Annotated in this window: 16 protein-coding genes; 8 read left to right on the top strand and 8 right to left on the bottom strand. The window is 73.6% G+C overall.

What is annotated here, in order from left to right:
- Positions 1 to 62: 62 nt before the first annotated feature.
- Together ACH01S_RS24625 and ACH01S_RS24620 are read right to left on the bottom strand one after the other, a co-directional pair.
- Complete coding sequence (locus ACH01S_RS24625) at positions 63 to 1250, bottom strand: hypothetical protein (protein WP_067895944.1); 1188 nt, start codon at positions 1248 to 1250, stop codon at positions 63 to 65.
- A gap of 105 nt (positions 1251 to 1355) precedes the next feature.
- A complete protein-coding gene (locus ACH01S_RS24620; protein ID WP_067895941.1) occupies positions 1356 to 3689 on the bottom strand; it encodes an ATP-binding protein in 2334 nt (777 codons plus the stop codon).
- A gap of 433 nt (positions 3690 to 4122) precedes the next feature.
- On the opposite strand from ACH01S_RS24620, the gene ACH01S_RS43790 reads away from it, so the two are divergent.
- The 6 genes from ACH01S_RS43790 to ACH01S_RS24590 all read left to right on the top strand — a co-directional run bounded on the left by ACH01S_RS43790 (position 4123) and on the right by ACH01S_RS24590 (position 7602).
- Positions 4123 to 4410 carry a hypothetical protein gene (locus ACH01S_RS43790; protein ID WP_067895938.1) on the top strand — a complete coding sequence of 96 codons (288 nt, stop codon included), beginning with the start codon at positions 4123 to 4125 and terminating at the stop codon, positions 4408 to 4410.
- 51 nt (positions 4411 to 4461) lie between these two features.
- Complete coding sequence (locus tag ACH01S_RS43785; RefSeq protein WP_067895936.1) at positions 4462 to 4821, top strand: VOC family protein; 360 nt, start codon at positions 4462 to 4464, stop codon at positions 4819 to 4821.
- Positions 4818 to 5135, top strand: a complete 318-nt coding sequence (locus tag ACH01S_RS43780) for an ArsR/SmtB family transcription factor (RefSeq protein WP_067895934.1) — start codon at positions 4818 to 4820, stop codon at positions 5133 to 5135. The genes ACH01S_RS43785 and ACH01S_RS43780 overlap by 4 nt, the downstream gene beginning before the upstream one ends.
- Positions 5132 to 6076: an ATP-binding cassette domain-containing protein gene (locus ACH01S_RS24600; RefSeq protein ID WP_067895931.1), complete on the top strand. Its 945-nt coding sequence runs from the start codon at positions 5132 to 5134 to the stop codon at positions 6074 to 6076. The genes ACH01S_RS43780 and ACH01S_RS24600 overlap by 4 nt, the downstream gene beginning before the upstream one ends.
- 98 nt (positions 6077 to 6174) lie before the next feature.
- Positions 6175 to 6936 (top strand): ABC transporter permease, encoded by a 762-nt coding sequence (locus tag ACH01S_RS24595; RefSeq protein ID WP_246236406.1) that lies wholly within the window; start codon positions 6175 to 6177, stop codon positions 6934 to 6936.
- A gap of 231 nt (positions 6937 to 7167) precedes the next feature.
- Complete coding sequence (locus ACH01S_RS24590; RefSeq protein ID WP_067895929.1) at positions 7168 to 7602, top strand: SRPBCC family protein; 435 nt, start codon at positions 7168 to 7170, stop codon at positions 7600 to 7602.
- A gap of 118 nt (positions 7603 to 7720) precedes the next feature.
- Here ACH01S_RS24590 and ACH01S_RS24585 read toward each other — a convergent pair whose 3' ends face one another.
- Both ACH01S_RS24585 and ACH01S_RS24580 read right to left on the bottom strand, forming a co-directional pair.
- Positions 7721 to 8170 carry a VOC family protein gene (locus tag ACH01S_RS24585; RefSeq protein ID WP_067895926.1) on the bottom strand — a complete coding sequence of 150 codons (450 nt, stop codon included), beginning with the start codon at positions 8168 to 8170 and terminating at the stop codon, positions 7721 to 7723.
- A gap of 89 nt (positions 8171 to 8259) precedes the next feature.
- Positions 8260 to 10140, bottom strand: coding sequence for an ABC transporter ATP-binding protein (locus ACH01S_RS24580; RefSeq protein ID WP_067895923.1), 1881 nt, complete (start codon positions 10138 to 10140; stop codon positions 8260 to 8262).
- Between the two features lie 178 nt (positions 10141 to 10318).
- Here ACH01S_RS24580 and ACH01S_RS24575 point away from each other — a divergent pair, with 178 nt between their 5' ends.
- Positions 10319 to 11476, top strand: coding sequence for an aminotransferase class V-fold PLP-dependent enzyme (locus ACH01S_RS24575; protein WP_067895919.1), 1158 nt, complete (start codon positions 10319 to 10321; stop codon positions 11474 to 11476).
- Here ACH01S_RS24575 and ACH01S_RS24570 read toward each other — a convergent pair.
- Positions 11428 to 11838 carry a CBS domain-containing protein gene (locus ACH01S_RS24570; protein WP_067895916.1) on the bottom strand — a complete coding sequence of 137 codons (411 nt, stop codon included), beginning with the start codon at positions 11836 to 11838 and terminating at the stop codon, positions 11428 to 11430. The genes ACH01S_RS24575 and ACH01S_RS24570 overlap by 49 nt on opposite strands.
- A 265-nt stretch (positions 11839 to 12103) precedes the next feature.
- Here ACH01S_RS24570 and ACH01S_RS24565 point away from each other — a divergent pair, with 265 nt between their 5' ends.
- Positions 12104 to 13879, top strand: a complete 1776-nt coding sequence (locus tag ACH01S_RS24565) for a D-alanyl-D-alanine carboxypeptidase family protein (protein ID WP_067895913.1) — start codon at positions 12104 to 12106, stop codon at positions 13877 to 13879.
- Between the two features lie 15 nt (positions 13880 to 13894).
- Here ACH01S_RS24565 and ACH01S_RS24560 read toward each other — a convergent pair whose 3' ends face one another.
- Genes ACH01S_RS24560 through ACH01S_RS24550 form a run of 3 tightly spaced genes read right to left on the bottom strand, consistent with a single transcriptional unit; the run spans position 13895 to position 17296 of the window.
- Positions 13895 to 15331: a pyridoxal phosphate-dependent decarboxylase family protein gene (locus ACH01S_RS24560; RefSeq protein WP_067895910.1), complete on the bottom strand. Its 1437-nt coding sequence runs from the start codon at positions 15329 to 15331 to the stop codon at positions 13895 to 13897.
- Positions 15321 to 16691 (bottom strand): MFS transporter, encoded by a 1371-nt coding sequence (locus ACH01S_RS24555; protein WP_067895906.1) that lies wholly within the window; start codon positions 16689 to 16691, stop codon positions 15321 to 15323. Before ACH01S_RS24555 ends, ACH01S_RS24560 begins: the two co-directional genes overlap by 11 nt.
- Positions 16688 to 17296, bottom strand: coding sequence for a TetR/AcrR family transcriptional regulator (locus tag ACH01S_RS24550; RefSeq protein ID WP_067895903.1), 609 nt, complete (start codon positions 17294 to 17296; stop codon positions 16688 to 16690). Before ACH01S_RS24550 ends, ACH01S_RS24555 begins: the two co-directional genes overlap by 4 nt.
- Positions 17297 to 17319: the final 23 nt, after the last annotated feature.

Genomic DNA, 17319 nt, shown 5'->3' with positions numbered 1-17319 from the left:
ATTAGCAGTACTGTCAGAAGCCGCCGGACCCGGCGATTCCCGGAGACCGCGCCGGTCGCGGGTCAGGTGAATAGGCGTTGGACGAAGAAGACGGCCAGCGAGGCCATTATCCCCGTCACGTATTGCAGGATGGTCGCCGTCTTTATCGGGAGGCGGCGCAGGGTGCGGAAATGGGTGTACGCCTGGAACGCGCCGGGGAGGTCCTGGGAGAGGAGGAGATGGCCGGGCGGCCGGTGCGTCTGCGCCATCAGCGGGTCCACGATCGTGTCGATGTGGCGGCGGACCAGGTGCGCGAGGGTGACATAGGGCTGGACGCCCACATACAGCGCCGTCACCACCGCCAGCACGGGGAAGCCGATGTAGAACCCCTCCATCAACGCGCCCGGACGGTCGCTGGTCACGCTCACCGTCGACACCTCCGCCAGCAGGACGCCCAGGGCCGTGGCGACCGCGACGCGCGCGTACACCCGGCACAGCTGGACGATCGCCGGGGTGTGCGCCGGGTCCAGCCACGCCATCTGCAGGTCCCCGCAGCGGTGCAGGCGCAGCGGGACCTCGGCGAGGGTGTAGAGCCAGTAGACGACGCCGCCGCCGATGAAGCCCGTCCAGGCGCAGCACACGTAGATCCACGCGCTGACCGCGACGGAGTCGGTGTCCTGGTGCGACATCGCGTAGGCGAGCAGGGACGCGAGGACCGCGCCGCCCGCTCCGGCCGCGAGTTGCGGGACGAGCCCGCGGCGCGTCCGCAGCCAGGCGAGGAACGCCCGCCGGTCCGCCGATGCCGCGAGGAGGTCGGAGACGCCAGCGGCGAGCACCGCCGCCCAGCGCCACGCGTACCAGCCGAGGCCCAGCATCAGGACCGTGGTGACCGACGCCGACAGCACGAGCAGCCCGCCGGTGTCGCCGCGCAGCGGATGGTCCTCCACGAGGCCGCCGGCGACGAGCCCGAGCACGCCCGGCCAACCGGCCATGACCAGGACCGACAGCGTCGCCGTCAGCGCGGACACCCGGCCGGGCAGAAGGCGGGCGACCGCGCTCGCGAGCAGCACCACCAGGACGCGCGTGCGGCCCTCGTCCGCGAAGCGGTTCAGGTCGTCGGCGGCCGCCGCGTCGGGGAGGCGGCGCCGGTCGATGGCGGCGAGCCGCCCGAGGATGTCCCCGGAGTCCAGCGGCTGCCCGGCCGCCGGCCCTCCGGCCGTCCCGTCGCGGCGTTCGTCGCCGCCTGTGCGCTCGGTCGCCTCTAGCCCCATCGCGTCCGCCCTGCCGTCGCCCCGCCGTGGCACCACGGTGGCGATTCCCGTCGGCGCGCACAACCCGCAGACCGGACCTGGACGAACCGGGCCCGGCCGAAGGGGTCAGCCCTTCTGCGCGGTGATCCAGGTGGCGATCTGCGCGCGCGACGAGTAGCCGAGCTTGGCGAGGATGTGCTCCACGTGCGAGTCGGCGGTGCGCTTGGCGATCGTCAGCCGCTCGGCGATCGCGCGGTTGGACAGGCCCTCCGCGACCAGCGCCGCGACCTGCAGCTCGCGGTTGGTGAGCGGGCCGCCGGTCCGCGCCCCCTCGCCCTCGGGTCCCTCGCCGAGGGCGTCCTCGACCGCGTCCGCGAGCGGGAGCCGGCCGCCCTCGTCCAGCGCCGCGCGGAACGCCTCCTCGCCGAGGGCCTGCTGCGCCCGGTCGATGTGGATCTCGCGGAGCAGCGCGTGGTGCGGGCCGAACCACGACGTCTGCGTGAACTCGCGCAGCCGGTCGGCGGCCCCGAGCAGCCGCACGGCCCGCGCCGCCTCGCCCCGGCTGGACAGGCACGCGGCGATCGACTCCAGCGCGAGCGTCGTGCCGAGTTCGTCGTCCAGGTCGCGCTTGATCCGCAGGGCCCGGCGGAGCTGCTCCATGGACGCGTCGAGGTCGTCGGCCAGCCACAGCGCGAGCCCGCAGACGAGCATGCCGTAGGAGCGGACCCACAGCTCGCCGCGCTCCGCCCCGGCCCGCGCGGCCGCGTCCCCGTGCGCGACGGACGCCGTGAACTCGTTCTTGAACAGGTAGGCGACACCGCGGAACACGTCGATGAGGAGGAAGAGCAGGTCGTCCTCGCCGCTCTCGCGGGCCAGCTCGCCGGCCGTGCCGAGCAGCCGCAGGACGAGGTCGAAGTCGCCCTCGAACAGCGCCACGATGCCCTTCGCCGAGATCGCGAGCGCGATGCCGCGCCGATCCTCCTCGGCCCTGCCCTGCTCCTCCGCGCGCCGCAGCAGTTCGCCCGCGCCCGCCAGGTCGTTCTGGAGCGTCAGCACCAGGGCGGCGACGGCGAGCAGGCCCGCCCAGCCCGGGCCGGTCGTGTCGCGCGTTTCGAGGACGCGGTCGATCCAGTGCCGGCCCTCGCCCATCGTGCCGCGCAGCGCCCAGAGGCGGCCGAGGGTCTCCAGCGCGTCGCGGAGCGTCTCGGTGTCCGCCGTCGCGACGACGTGCCCGAGCAGCGCGCGGATGTTGCCGCGCTCGCAGTCGTACCACTCCAGCCACTGGATCTGCGCCGCGCTCGGCAGCTCCGCGCGGGCGCGCCGCAGCTGCCCGGCGTACCAGGCGAAACACGCGTGGCGGAGCCGGTCCTGCCCGCCGAGCCCGGCGAGGCGCTCGGCGCCGTACTCGCGGAGGGTGTCGAGCATCCGGTAGCGGGCCTCACCGCCGCGGTCGGCGCGCTGCACGATCGACTTCTCGACCAGGCCGGTCAGGACGTCGGCGACGTGGTCGAGCGGGAGCCCGTCGCCGCCGCAGACGCTCTCCGCGGCGGCCAGGTCGAAGCCGTCGGCGAACACCGAGAGCCGCGCCCAGAGCAGCCGTTCCTCCGGCGAGCACAGCTCGTGGCTCCAGTCGACCGCGGCGCGCAGCGTCTGGTGGCGGCGCACGCTGGTGCGCCTGCCGCGCACCTGGAACAGGTGGGTGCCGAGGCGGCCTAGCACCTGGTCGAGCGAGAACGCGCGGAGCTGGACGGCGGCGAGCTCGATCGCGAGCGGGATGCCGTCCAGCCGGTCGCAGAGCCGGACGGCGGCGTCGCGGTTGCCGCGGGTGAGCGTCCACCCCTGGACGGCGGCGGCGGCGCGCTCGGCGAACAGCCTGACCGCGTCGCACTCGCCGTCGGCCGCGCCATCGCCGTCGCCATCGCCGTTGCCGTCGCCGTTGCCGTCGCCGCCGCTCGGCCGCCCGAGCGGCGCGACGACCACGGTGTGCTCGCCCATGACGTCGAGCGCCTGCCGGCTCGTCGCGAGGACGCGCAGGCCGGGGGCCGTCCGCAGCATCGCCTCCGTCAGCATCGCGCACTCGTCCAGCAGGTGCTCGCAGGTGTCGAGGACGAGCAGCAGCCGCCGGTCGGCGAGGTGGTCGACGAGGCAGCCGACCGCGGACTCGCCCGCCTGCTCGGCCAGCCCGAGCGCGTCGCAGATCGTCTGCGCCAGCAGCGACGGCTCGGTCAGCCCGGACAGGCCGACGAAGTAGACGCCCTCCTCGAACGCGTCCTCGGAGAGGGCGGCGGTGCGCACGGCGAGCCGCGTCTTGCCGACGCCCGCCGGTCCGGTCAGGGTCACGAGCCGGTGCTCGCCGACGAGCCGCCGGAGCCGGCCGAGCTCGGCGTCCCGGCCGATGAAGCTCGTGAACTCCGCGGGAAGCCTTCCCGTCTGTCGTTCCAGCGTCGAGTTCCGCACCACGGCTGCCTCCGAGTCAGCTTCCGCCGGAAGCCCGGCTACGAGGGGACGTCAGGATTGTAATCGCGCCGCCACGGACAGCGACCTTGATCGTCCGCGCCGGGTAGGGAGGTGTCCACTCCCGGACGGGTCGCCCGCGCCCCGCCGAGCGGTTTCGGTACGGGCGATCGGTGTAACTACCGATGTGCCGCCGCCGGGTCCCCGCGAGGATGGGCACCGGCCGGACGGGGGCGCGGCCCGTCCTCGGGTTGGGGGATGGGGCGTGGCGCGCGCCTTCGGACGGCCGTCCACCCGGCGATCCCGCGCGGTCCGCCGAGACCGGCGGCCGGGGGCGGCTGCGGAGGCCCCGGCCGCCGGGCGCCGGGCGCCGCGCGGAGGGGCGGCCCGGGGCGCGGTCCCGGGCGGGTGGGCGGGCACGGCCGGACGAAGGGGTCCAATGAAGACGGGGACGAACGCGAACCTGTACAGCTGGGACGTGCGCTGCCACGACGCGCGGCGCGCGGGCCCCGGCGGGATCAGCGCCGACCGGCGGCGCGCGGTGGCGGCGCTCGCGGAGGCGCTGTCGGCGGAGCGGGGCGGCGCGTCCGGCGCGGTGTGGGCGGTGCGCCTGAAGCTCGGCCGGCATCCCGAGTACTCCTACGACGGGTTGATCGCCAAGGGCTTCTGGGACCCGGCGTCCGGCGCGGTCACCGTCGAGGCGCCCCGGTCGACCACTCATGCGTAGGCATCTTCCTACGTTTGACAGGTAGGGAATCACCTACGTATCGTCCGGCACATGAACATCACGCATGTGCGGCTGCTGACCGTTCCGGTGTCCGACCAGGACGCCGCCAAGTCCTTCTACGCGGACACGCTCGGCTTCGAGGTCGTGGCCGACCAGTCCACCGGACCGGTCCGCTGGCTCCAGCTCGCCCCGAAGGGCGCGCGGACGAGCGTCGTCCTCGCCTCCCACGTCCCCGGACACGAGCCGGGGAGCCTCCACGGCCTGATCCTGGAGACCTCCGACCTGGACGACGACTGCGAGCGGCTCCGCCAGGCCGGGGTCGACGTCGACGGCCCGCAGGACCTCCCGTGGGGACGGCAGGCCACGCTCGCCGACCCGGACGGGAACGGCCTCGTCCTGGCAGAGGCGTGAGCGCGGACGTCTTCGCGGCGCTCGCGAGTCCCGTCCGGCGGGAGCTGACCGCGCTCCTGCTGGACGGGCCGCGCCCCGTGAACGACCTCGCGTCCCACTTCGCGATGAGCCGGCCGAGCGTCTCCGAGCACCTGAAGGTGCTGCGGGACGCCGGGCTCGTCACCGAGCAGCGCAGCGGGCGGCAGCGGATCTACCGGCTGGAGCCGGGGCCGCTGCGCGAGCTGTCGCAATGGCTGCACCCCTACGAGCGGTTCTGGCGCGAAAAGCTCTCCGACCTGCGCAAACTCCTCGACGAGGAGGAGGGCGCACGATGACGCCCGTGCTGGAGGCCGCCGGGCTCGCCAAGCGGTACGGCCCGGTGGAGGCGCTCGCCGGGCTCGACCTCGTCGCCGAGCCCGGCCAGGTGGTCGCGCTGCTCGGGCCGAACGGGGCGGGCAAGACGACGTTCGTGCGGTCGGTGGCGACGCTCGTCCGGCCCGACCGGGGGACGCTGCGGGTGGACGGCGTCGACGCCGTCCGGCACCCCGACCGGGTGCGCCGGATCATCGGGCTCGCCGGGCAGCACGCCGCCGTGGAGGCGGCGATGACCGGGCGGGAGAACCTGGAGATGATCGCCCGGCTGTTCGGGCACGGCCGCCGCGCCGCGCGGGACGGCGCGGCGCGGGTGCTCGACCGGCTGTCGCTGGGCGAGGTGGCCGACCGGCTCGTCCGCACCTACTCCGGCGGACTGCGCCGCCGCCTCGACCTCGGCGCGTCCCTGGTCGGAGCGCCCCGCCTGCTGCTGCTGGACGAGCCCACCACCGGCCTCGACCCGCGCAGCCGCATCGAACTGTGGGACGCGATCGGCGACCTCGTGTCCGGGGGCACCGACGTGCTGCTGACCACCCAGTACCTGGACGAGGCCGACCGCCTCGCCGACCGGATCGTGATCGTCGACCGCGGCCGGGTCGTCGCGGCGGGCACGCCGCCCGAGCTGAAGTCGCGGGCCGGGGGCGACCTGGTGGAGGTGCGCGTCCGCGACCACGCCTCCGTCGCCGTCGCGGCCGCGGCGCTGGAGCCGTTCGGCGCCGTCCAGGCCGACCCGGCGTCGCTGCTGGTCACGATGGCCGCCGCGCACGGCACCGACGACCTGATGAGGGCCGTCCGCGCGCTGGACGAGCGGCGCGCCGCCGTCGAGGACATCGCCCTCCGCCGCCCGACCCTCGACGAGGTCTTCCTCACCCTGACCGGCACACCGGAACGGAGCCCGGCATGACCGCCGCACTACCAAGACCTGGGCCTGCATCCGGGTCGGGGCCGGGATCTGACTCCGGGGCGGGGTCGGGGCCGGGACCTGACTCTGGGGCCGGGCTGGTGGCCGCGAGCTGGGCGGTCGCCCGGCGCGGCGTCCTGCGGACGGTGCGGACGCCGCAGATCATCGTGATGGGGCTCGTCCAGAGCGTCGCCTTCCTGCTGATCTTCCGGTACGTGTTCGGCGGGGCGATCGGCGGCGCGACGCGCGGGCACGGGCTGAGCTACGTCGACTACATGATCCCCGGGCTGCTGACGGTGAGCGGGCTCTTCGCCGGGATGAGCGCGGCCGTCGCCGTCGCCGACGACCTCGGCTCCGGCTACCTCGACCGGCTGAGGTCGCTGCCGATGCCGCGGCTCGCCGTCATCGCCGGGCAGGTCGCGGCGGACACCGCCCGCGTCGCGCTGATCCTCGCCGTGTCGGCCGGGCTGTCGTTCGCGGTGGGGTTCCGCGTCCACGCGAGCTGGGGTTCCGCGCTCCTCGGGTTCGGGCTGTGCCTGCTGTTCGGCTTCGCGTTCGTGTGGGTGTTCGTCGCGCTCGGGCTGCTCACCGCGAACCCGCAGGCCGCGCAGGGCGTCGGGTTCCTGGCGCTGCCGCTGAGCTTCGTGTCCGGCGCCTACGTGCCGGTGGACACGATGCCCGGCTGGCTGCGCGGTTTCGCCGAGCACCAGCCGGTCACCGCCATGATGGACGCCGTCAGGACCCTGACGCAGGGCGACGTCCTGGACGGCGGCAGCCACGACGTCGCCGTGGCGCTCGCCTGGACGGCCGGAATCATCACCGTCTCCGCCGCCGCAGCGGTAACCCGCTTCCGCCAAACCTGACCCACCCCCAACCCAACGCCAACCTGAAGCCCGACCCGACGCCCGGCCTGACGCCCAACCCGACGCCCGGCCTGAAGCCCGACCCGACGCCCGGCCTGACGCCCAACCCGACGCCCGGCCTGAAGCCCGACCCGACGCCCGGCCTGAAGCCCGACCCGACGCCCGGCCTGACGCCCGACCCGACGCCCGTTCTGAGGAGGGGCCTTGAACGCGAAGGAGGAGGACGACGGTATGAGTGGTGAACCCGCGTCCATCGAGGTGGACGAGTTCCTCCCGCATCCGCCCGCCAAGGTGTGGCGGGCGCTCACCGACCCCGATCTGCTGGCCCGCTGGCTGATGCCGAACGACTTCAAGCCCGTGGTCGGGCACCGCTTCGCGTTCACCACCCGGCCGATCCCGAACATCGGTTTCGACGGGATCATCGCCTGCCGCGTCCTGGAGCTGGACGAGCCGCGGCTGCTGCGGATCGCCTGGGGCGGCGGGGGCCTCGACACGACGGTGACGTGGCGGCTCGTCCCCGAGGGGCGCGGCACCCGCATGCTGATCCGGCACGCGGGCTTCGACCTGGACGACCCCGTCCACGCCTTCGCCTTCCGCGGCATGGGCAGCGGCTGGCGCTCCCACATCCTCCGCGCCCTCCACCAAACCCTCACCAACCTCCCCTGACGCCCGGGGTATGGCGGGCCGGTTCATGTGGAGGTGGGGTCGGCCGGGGTGTGGCGGGGTGGGGTGGGGCGGGCCTGGTCAGGTGGGGGTGGGGTCGGCCGGGGTGTGGCGGGGTGGGTCAGGTGGGGGTGGGGTCGGCGTAGATGCCCTTGAGCATGCCCGTGGCTTCGCCCACCTCGATGAGGTGGCCGTCCGGGTCGCGCATGTAGCAGCGGATCTCGGCCTTGCGGTCGATCGGCTCGGTCAGGAACTCGGCGCCCAGCGCGCGGGCCCGTTCGTAGAACGCGGCGATGTCGGCCACGCGGACGTTCATGAACGCCGAGACCGGGTCGCCCGGCTCGGGGGCCGTGAGGACGACGCCGGGCTTGTCGGGGGTGGGCCCGCCGCCCGGGTTCATGATGATCCAGGTGTTGGCGACCTTGACGATGGCGGGGTTCTCGTCCAGCACGACCTCGCCGCCGAGGACGTCGGCGTAGAACGCGCGGGAGCGGGCCACGTCCCGCACGGTGAGGAAGTGCGTCAGCACCAGCCCTTGCTCGGGTGCGGGCAGTTGGCTCCGGTCGACCATTTCCGCGTCCTTTCCGCGTCCTTCCGCGCGTCGGCTCCGTATCACGTCACGGCGTACTCCTCCCCCTAGGTCCCTTCTCCAACCGCACGTCAGACGGCGGGTTCGAGGGGCGGGCGCTCGCTGAACTGGGTGCGGTAGAGCTCCGAGTAGCGGCCCTCGGCGGCGAGGAGCGCCTCGTGCGTGCCGCGTTCGACGATGCGGCCGTCCTCGACGACGAGGATCTGGTCGGCGGCGCGGACGGTGCTGAGCCGGTGCGCGATGACCACGGCGGTGCGCCCGTCGAGGGCCTCGGTCAGCGCCTCCTGGACGGCGGCCTCGGACGTCGAGTCGAGGTGGGCGGTGGCCTCGTCCAGGATGACGACGCGCGGGCGGGCGAGCAGCAGCCGGGCGATCGTGAGCCGCTGCCGCTCGCCGCCGGACAGCCGGTAGCCGCGCTCGCCGACGACGGTGTCGAGCCCGTCGGGCAGTCCCTCGATGAGCGCGTCGAGGCGGGAGCGGCGCAGGACGTCCCACAGCTCGTCCTCCCCGGCCTCGGGACAGGCCAGCAGCAGGTTCTCGCGGATCGTCTCGTGGAAGAGGTGGCCGTCCTGCGTGACCATGCCGAGCGTGTCGCGGATCTCCTGGAAGGACAGGTCGCGGACGTCGACGCCGCCGAGCCGGACGGCGCCCGAGTCGACGTCGTAGAGGCGCGGCAGGAGCTGCGCGATCGTCGACTTGCCCGCGCCGGACGACCCGACGAGCGCGATCATCTGCCCGGGCTCGGCGCGGAATGACACGTCGTGCAGGACGTCGACGCCGCCGCGCGTGTCGAGCGTGGCGACCTCTTCGAGCGAGGCCAGCGAGACCTTGTCGGCGGACGGGTAGGCGAACGTCACCCCGTCGAACTCGACGGAGACCGGCCCGTCCGGGACGGGCCGCGTCTCGGCCTTCTCCGCGACGAGCGGCTTCATGTCGAGCACCTCGAAGACCCGCTCGAAGCTGACGAGCGCGCTCATCACCTCGACGCGGGCGCTGGCGAGCGCGGTCAGCGGCGCGTAGAGGCGGGTGAGCAGCAGGGCGAGGGCGACGACGGCGCCCGCGTCGAGGTGGCCGCGCAGCGACAGCACGCCGCCGAGCCCGTAGACGAGCGCGAGCGCCAGCGCGGACACCATGGTCAGCGCGGTGATGAAGACGTGCTGCACCATCGCGGTGCGGACGCCGATGTCGCGGACGCGCCGGGCCCGCGCCGCGAACTCGGCGGACTCCCGGGCCGGACGGCCGAACAGCTTCACCAGCGTCGCGCCGGGCGCGGAGAAGCGCTCGGTCATCTGCGTGCTCATCGCGGCGTCGTGCCTTGCGGCCTCGCGTTCGAGCCGGGCCAGGCGGCTCCCCATCCGCCTGGCCGGAAGGACGAACACGGGCAGCAGGACCAGCGCGAGCAGGGTGATCTGCCACGAGATGCGGACCATCACCGCGAACGTGAGCAACACCGTCACAAGGTTGCTGACCACACCGGAGAGGGTGTCGCTGAACGCGCGCTGCGCCCCGATGACGTCGTTGTTGAGGCGGCTGACGAGCGCGCCCGTCCGGGTGCGGGTGAAGAACGCGACCGGCATGCGCTGGACGTGGTCGAACACCGAGGTCCGCAGGTCGAGGATCAGCCCCTCGCCGATGCGCGCGGACAGCCACCGGTTCGCGAGCCCGAGGCCGCCCTCCGCGAGCGCCAGGAACGCGATCAGGACGGCGAGCCAGACGACCGTGGCCGAGTCGGACTTGTCGACGATGGCGTCGACGACCTGCCCGGCCAGCACGGGCGTCGCGACCGCGAGCACCGCCATCAGCACGCTGAGCGTGAGGAACGCGGCCAGCGCGCGCCGATGCGGGCGGGCGAAACCGGCGATCCGGCGCAGCGTCGCCTTGGAGAACGGCCTGCTGTCGCGCGCGTGCATCGCGTGGTGCAGCGACATCCACGCGGTGACTTCCATGTCCATGAGGAACCCCGTTGATCGTTAGTCTGGTGGGAGCCAGCCTGCGACCTCAACGATGGTTGAGGTCAAGTCGCCGCCCGTCGACTCAGGGTCGCGCGGGGGTACGACATTTTCGCCGGGGCCGCCGGGACGCTCCCGCCCGCGAGGCTCCGGGACCCTCAGCTCCGACGAAAGGGCGCATGTGGACATCGACGGTCTCCGAGCCGACACCCCCGGCTGCGCGAAGGTCGCCCACCTCAACAACGCCGGCGCGGCGCTGCCGCCGCGTCCCGTGATCGACGCGGTCGCGGACCATTTCGCGCTGGAGTCGACGATCGGCGGCTACGAGGCCGCCGAGCAGAACGAGACGGCCATCGCCCGCTTCTACGGCGCGATCGCAGAGCTGATCGGCGCGCGCGCGGACGAGATCGCCTATGTGGAGAACGCGACCCGCGCCTGGGACCTGGCCTTCTACGCCATTCCCTTCACCGAAGGCGACCGCATCCTCACCACCACTAGCGAATACTCCAGCAACGCCATCGCCTACCACCAGGTCGCCTCTGCCAAGGGCGCCAGCGTGGAGGTCGTCCCAGACGACTCGGACGGCACGATCTCGCTGGACGCCCTCCAAGCAGAGCTGGCCAAGGGCGATGTCCGTCTGGTGTCGCTGAACCACATCCCGACCCACAACGGCCTCGTCAACCCGGCCGCCGAGGTCGGACGGCTGTGCCGCGAGCACGGTGTCCTGTTCCTGCTGGACGCCTGCCAGTCCGTGGGCCAGCTCACCGTGGACGTCGCCGAGATCGGATGCGACATGCTGTCCGCGACCGGGCGGAAGTTCCTGCGCGGCCCGCGCGGGACGGGCTTCCTCTACGTGCGGCGCGAGATCGTCCAGACGCTGGAGCCGCCCTTCCTCGACCTGCAGGCCGCCACCTGGTCGGCGTCCAGCGGCTACGAGATCCGCGAGACCGCGCAGCGCTTCGAGACGTGGGAACGGTATGTCGCCGGGCAGATCGGACTGGGCGTCGCCGCCGACTACGCGGCCGCCCTAGGCATGCGCGCCATCGAGGACCGGGTGATCTGGCTCGGGTCCCGGTTGCGGGAAGAACTGTCCGCCCGGCCTGGGATCACCGTCCAGGACAAGGGCGCGTTGCAGTGCGGCATCGTCACGTTCACCGTGGACGGGACGGAGCCCGGTGCCATCAAGAAGGCCGCCAAGGAAATCGGGGTCAACGTCAAGGTCACCGATCCGCTCGACCACGGATACGACGCGGGCGCCGTCCCCCACGCGGTACGGGCCTCGGTGCACTACTACAACACCGAGGACGAGTTGGACCGGCTGCTTTCCGTCCTGCCCTGACGCGCGAGGTCGCCCAGCGTGACGATGCCCACGGGGCGCCCGTCCTCGATGACGGGCAGGCGGCGCACCGACCGCTCCCGCATGATCTGCGCGGCCCGGTCGAGGGAGTCGTCCGGGCCGACGGTCACCGTCGCGCTGCTCGCGATGCGGCCGACCGGCGCCTCCTTCGGGTCCCCTCCGGCGGCGAGCCCGCGTATCACCAGGTCGCGGTCGGTGACGAGCCCCATCAGCTCGTCGCCGTCGGCCACCAGCACGGCGCCGATCTCCTCGTCGCGCATGGCCCGCGCCACCGTCACGAGGTCGAGCTCCGGAGACACCGAGGTAGGGGAACCGGTCATGATGTCGCGGACCTTCGCTGCCATCGCACACTCCTCCTAGAGCCTCGTGGGGTCCGCCTCCGCGGCCCGGGAACGAGGCGGGCCCTACCCGGCAGAAACCGGCTCATTCCTTGGCCCGTACCCATCGGGCGGGGGCGGAGGGCCGTGTGCGCGGTGCGACATCGGCGCGGCCTGTGCGAAGTCTGCCGAACCTTCTCGATAAACTTCGCATCCTCACATATGCACGGGGGTTGTCGGGGGAAAGACGGCTCCGTCTGCCTGGGATGCGCCAGTCGAGGAGGTCGGGGCCGTGGACGACGCCAACCAGGAACCGGTGACGTCCGGCTCCGAGGAGAACGACGCGCAGGACGACGAGCGCGAGTCCGCGCGGACGGCGACCGCCGAGTTCGCCGTCCCGAAGAACGTGTCGCTGACCAGGCCGGACATCTCCATCCAGCGGCCCACCGCGCCGAAGCCCGAACCAACGCCGAAACCCGAACCGGAACCCGAGCCGGAGCCGGAGCCGGAGCCGGACGAGCCCGAGGACGAGCGCGAAGAGGAGCCCGCCGCGCCCGCTCCGCCGCGGGGCCCCTGGTTCGTCCAGCTTCCCGAGCCCGCGCGGGACGAGCCCGAGACCGCGCAGGACGCTCCCCCGCCCACCGGGGCAGGGCCGACGCGGGTCGAACGCCTGCCCGTCCTGCCCGCGTCCGGCCAGCCGCCGCAGGACTCCCCGGCCGTCCGATCGTCCGGCCAGTGGGTCGTCCCCTGGGACGGGGCGCCCGCCGCTGCCCCCTCCCCCGCGGCCTCCGTTCCGGCCCCTCCCACGCCACCCGTCCCCGCACCGCCCGCGCCACCCACACCGCCGCTCCCGCAGCCCCCGCCCGAACGCGCGCCCAAGCGCGGACGGCGCGGCCTCGTCGTGCTCGTCGCCGCGCTGGTGCTGGTCGTCGGGGTCGTCGCGGGGCAGCTCGTCCGTCCCGTCCCCGACCCGACGGTCAAGCAGCTCATCGCGTCCAGCCACGCCTTCCCCGGTCAGGCCCCGGCGTTGCCGTGGCCGACGGTGGGGCAGGCGGTGGTCCACGTCGAGGGGCTCGGGACGATGGGCATGTCCGGTGGGGCGACATCGATCCCAACGGCGAGCGTCGCCAAGGTCATGACCGCCTACGTCTACCTCCGCGAGCATCCGTTGAAGCAGGGCCAGCCGGGCCCGGTGCTCACGGTCTCGCCGCAGGCGGCCGCGCAGATCCCGGCGCGCAAGAAGCGCGGGGAGTCGCTGCTCGGCGTGACCGCCAACCAGAAGCTCACCCAGCGGAAGGCCCTGGAGGCCCTGCTCGTCATCTCCGCGAACGACATCGCGCATGAGCTGGCGCGCTGGGATTCCGGGAACGAGCAGGCGTTCGTGGCGAAGATGAACGAGACCGCGAAATCGCTCGGGATGACCGGCACCCGCTACACCGACCCGAGCGGCTACGACTCCGGGACGGTGAGCACCGCCGCCGACCAGGTGAAACTGCTGCGCGCAGCGATGTCCATCCCCGCCTTCACCGAGGTCGTGAACAACCGCGCCTACGTCCCGGACGACGGCACCCCGCCCCGCGAGGGCGGCAACTTCCTGCTCGGCCAGTACGGCGTCGTCGGCGGCAAGACCGGGTACACCGACGCGGCCGGAGGCAACTTCGTGTTCGCGGCGCGCAAGGCCGTCGGGGGCGTGAACGTCCTGATCGTGGGCGCGGTGATGGGCCAGCACTCCCCGACGGCGGCGGGCGCGGTCAGCGCGGCGGAGCGGCTCGTCTTCGCGGCGGAGGCGGCGCTGGTCCCGGCGACGCTCGCGCCGAAGGGCGCGCGGGTCGCGCGGGTCGACGACGGGCTCGGCGGGACGACGCCGCTGCGCGCCGCGGCCCCGGTGACGGTCGTCGGCTGGCCCGGCCTGACCGTGCGGATCGCCGTCAAGGGCAATCCGCCGCACGAGGCGCCCACCGGCAGGAAGGTCGGCGCCGTCAAGGCCGGAGCGGCGGTCGTCCCCCTGCAACTCGGGCAGACGCTGGAAAAGCCGTCCATCGTGAAACGCCTCATCCGCGTCAACTGACGGCGGCGCCCCGGACTACCGCGCGTAAAGCACGGACAGGAAGCGGATCAGAAGCGCCTCGCGCGTCGCGGGCGGCAGGACGTCCAGAATGGCGTTGACCGTCGCCATGGACGGCGCCGCGCCGCCATTCGAAGAAGGATCGACGCCGACCGACGCGAGCAGTTCCCCGAACCCGGCGTCGTCGAGACCGTCCAGGTCAAGCCCGGCAAGCGCGTCCGCGAGGCCGGCCGGGACGTCCGGCGGCCCCGCCGCCCGCGCCGCCTTGACGGCGTCGGAGAGCGCCCCGAGAAGGGCCTCGGCGTCGCTGACGCCGGTCAGCGTGAAATGCAGGTTCGGCGGAATTCCCTGATACGAGAGCTGCGGCTGGAAGAACCAGCCGCGCGCCCGCGCCTCGTCGGCGATGACGAACACGTCGAGCTCCGGGTCGTCCGACGCGACGGCGACGAGCGGAACGGCGGGCGTCCCGAGCACCCGCAACCCGGGAATCTCGGCGACGCCCGCGATGAGCCGTTCCGCCGCTTTCATCGAAGTCTCGGCGAGTTCGCGATATCCGCGTGCGCCGACCGCGTTCAGCGTGGCCCAGGCCGCGCCCAGCGGCCCGGCGCTCTTGCTGCTCTGCACACCCGCGTTGATGACGGTGTATCCGGGCCATTCCGCGGACGCGAAATAGGCGCACCGGCGGAGCGACTCGTCCGCGAAGAGGACGACCGACGCGCCCTTCGGCGCATACCCGTACTTGTGCAGGTCGCAGGAAAGGGACGTCACGCCGGGCACGGACAGGTCGAACGGCGGCACGTCGCGTCCCGCCTCCCGCAGCCAGGGCAGGACCCAGCCGCCCACGCACGCGTCCACGTGGCACGGCACCCCGGCGGACGCGGCGACCGCCGCGATCTCGGGAACCGGGTCCATGACCCCCTGCGGATAGGACGGCGCGGACGCGACGACCAATACCGTCCGCGCCGTAATCGCGGCAGCGACAGCGGCGGGATCCGCGCGGAACGAAGAATCCACGGGAACCTGCACGACCTTCGCGCCCAGATAATGCGCCGCTTTGTGAAAGGCCGGATGCGCGGTCGTCGGCACCACGATCTCGGGCCGTCCGCCGTCCACCGGACGGGCGTCCCGCGCCGCCTTCACCGCCAGCATGATCGACTCGGTGCCGCCGCTGGTGAACACGCCGGACCCGCCGCCGAGCCGGTCCGCGACCGCGCCGACGACCTGGCGCTCCAGGGCGACGATGCTGGGGAAGGCGGTCGGGTCCAGGCAGTTGACCTCCAGCATTTCCTGGAAGGCGGACGCGGCGAGGGCGTGCACAGCCTCGCGTCCGGTGTCGTAGACGTAGGCGGTGACCTGGCCACCGCGCACGGGGAGGTCGGCGTCCCGCAGCCGCGCCAGCTCGGCGAGCAGCTCTCCGGCGGGACGGCCGAGTTCGGGGAGACGGTCAGACGGCATGTCCCTGCTCTTCCTCCAGTTTTCCAACCCCGCCCGGACGGCGGTGGACGGCGGCGGCCCGCCGGTAGGCCAGCGCCAGCGGCACGCTGAGCGACAGCAGCACCGCGGGCACGACCGAGAACCCGACGCTGAGCCCGGTCAGCGCCGACCCCGCCTGCACGACGGGCTCGTCGAGGTCGGACGACCGGAACGACGACACCGTCAGGATCAGCGCGTAGATGCCGGGCCCGACGGCGAACGCGCCGGTCTCGGCGGCCGTCCACAACCCGGTGAACGCGCCGGACTGGGCGTGCCCGGTGCGTCCGGCGTCGGCGTGGACGGTCTCCGGCAGCAGCGACAGCGGCAGCAGTTGCACGGCCGCGTAGCAGAAGCCGGTCAGCGCGCTGAGCGCCAGCACCCCGGGCACCGACCCGATCAGCGGGTACACGGCGACGGCCGTCGCCGCGAAGATCACGAGCGCCGCCAGGTAGCAGTCGATGTAGCCGTACCTGCGCGACAGCCACCGCCACACCGGGACGGCGAACGCGGTCGGCCCGACCATGCACACGAACATCGCGGACGTGAGCCCGTAGTCGTCCAGCCGGTAGGTCGCCACGTAGGGCGCGCCCGCGAGCATGACCGCGACGGCGAGGGTGTGCCCGACGTTCGCGCCGAGCAGCAGGAAGAACGGGCGGTTGCCGCGCGCGGTCCGCAGCGCGGCGCCGAGGCCGAGCGGGCGCGGCCCCGGCCGGGACGGCACCCACCGCGTCGCCAGCGCGCTCGCGACCATCGCCGCGCCCATGAGGACCCCGATCACGACGCCCATCAGCGCGTACCCGGCTCGCCCGCCGCCGCCCGCGTCCGCGATGGCGGGGGCGATGCCGCCCGCGAGCAGGATGCCGACCGTCAGGCACACCACGCGCCAGGCCATCGCCCGGCCGCGCTCGGCGGGATCGTCCGACACCTCGGCGGGCAGCGCCACGTACGGCACCTGGAAGCAGGCGAACGCGCTCGCCGCCAGCAGGAACGCGACCCCGGCCCAGGCGGCGGCGAAGCCGGGCGAGTCGACCGGGACGGCGAACATCGCGGCGAACAGCACCGGCACGGTCACCGCGCCGAGCAGGAGCAGGCGGGTGCGGCGTCCGGTGCGGACGGCCTCCCGGTCGCTGGCCGCGCCGACGACCGGGTTGAGCAGGACGTCCCACGCCTTCGGCACGACGAGCGCGGCGCCCGCGACGGCCGCGGACACGCCGAGCACGTCCGTCAGGTAGTAGAGGAGCAGCAGGCCGGGAACGGCGGAGAACACGCCCGTCCCGATCGAGCCGACGCCGTAGCCGAGGAGCCGGCGCCGCGGCAGCGGCGGCGCGGCCGCCGGGGTCATCCGGCGGTCCGGGCGGGCAGCCCGACCGCGGTCGCGACCAGACGGCGGACGTGCGCGCGGAACCTGGCCAGCTCGCGCGGGTCGTCCATGCCGCGGCGGCGCCCGTCGCCGTCCAGGACGCCTCCGGCGCCGAACCCGTGGGTGCACCAGACGATCGTCCACACGACGTACTCGACGTCCACGCCGTCGGGCACGATCTCGCGGGCGGCGGACACGACCAGGTCCATCAGGGGCCGGACGTACTGCTCTTCGAGGTGCGCGACGTCCGAGGCGTCCGACAGCCAGCGGTGCATCCACAGCGCGGGGATCTCCGGGTGCTCGACGCAGAAGTCGACATAGCGGTCGGCGAGCGCGACCATCCCCTCCGCGTCGCGGGGCACCTGCGCGAGCGCGCCTTCGAGCGCCGCCCGTTCGGCCTGGTGGGCACGTTCCATGACGGCCAGGTACAGGTCGCGCTTGCCGCCCGCGTGGTAGGCGACGGTGGCGACGTTGAGCCCGGCCGCCTCCGCGATCATGCGGGTGGACGTCCCGTCGTAGCCGAGCGCGGCGAACAGCCTGGTGGCCGCGTCCAGGATGCGCTCCCGGCCGGTGTCGCTGCTGGTCATCCCCCCACGCTAGGCGCTCGACC

This window comes from Actinomadura chibensis NBRC 106107 (assembly GCF_001552135.1).
Lineage (GTDB): Bacteria > Actinomycetota > Actinomycetes > Streptosporangiales > Streptosporangiaceae > Spirillospora > Spirillospora chibensis.
Note: the sequence above shows the minus strand (reverse complement) of the source record. Positions and strands in the feature narration are given on the sequence as shown.